Source organism: Gilliamella sp. Pas-s95, assembly GCF_009795795.1.
Lineage (GTDB): Bacteria > Pseudomonadota > Gammaproteobacteria > Enterobacterales > Orbaceae > Gilliamella > Gilliamella bombicola.
In genome coordinates this window covers 1-471 of the sequence record NZ_WTFC01000083.1, presented here as the reverse complement: position 1 = coordinate 471, position 471 = coordinate 1, and the positions used below count along the sequence as shown (strand labels likewise).

The following is a 471-nucleotide window of genomic DNA, read 5'->3' as shown; positions in this document are numbered from 1 at the left end:
CAATAGAGTCTTCGGTATGGCGTCAAGTTGAAAAATACCTCATGCATTATTACAGCCCAGAGCAGATTGCCGCACGTTTAAAGAAAGTCAGTGTTCAATCAATCTATAACTACCTTTATCAAAATAAAGCGCGCTATGAACAATTTAAACCTTATCTAAGGCGAAAAGGCAAAGCCTATAGGCATTGTAAGGCACCGAGTATTAAAGAAGGAGAGCGCCGCTATAAACGGCCAATTAAACAACGTCCAAGTTATGTAGAAAGCCGGAAAACGCGAGGACATTGGGAGGGAGATACGATAATTAGCCGTAAAGACAAGCAAGCATTGGTGACATTAGTTGAACGCAAAACCGGGCTAGTATTAATTGGACGCATCAATCAACGTACTGCCTCCGAAGCGAGAGATATGATAATAAAATTACTAACGCCGTTTAAAAAAATGGTTAAAAGCATTACCTTTGATAATGGGGCCG

1 protein-coding gene is annotated in these 471 nt (G+C 40.8%); it reads left to right on the top strand.

Annotation, left to right across the window (positions count from 1 at the left end; all coding sequences use genetic code 11):
• Positions 1 to 471, top strand: a 471-nt coding sequence (locus tag GQ598_RS10935) for an IS30 family transposase (RefSeq protein ID WP_160404139.1), incomplete at both ends; no start/stop codon positions are given.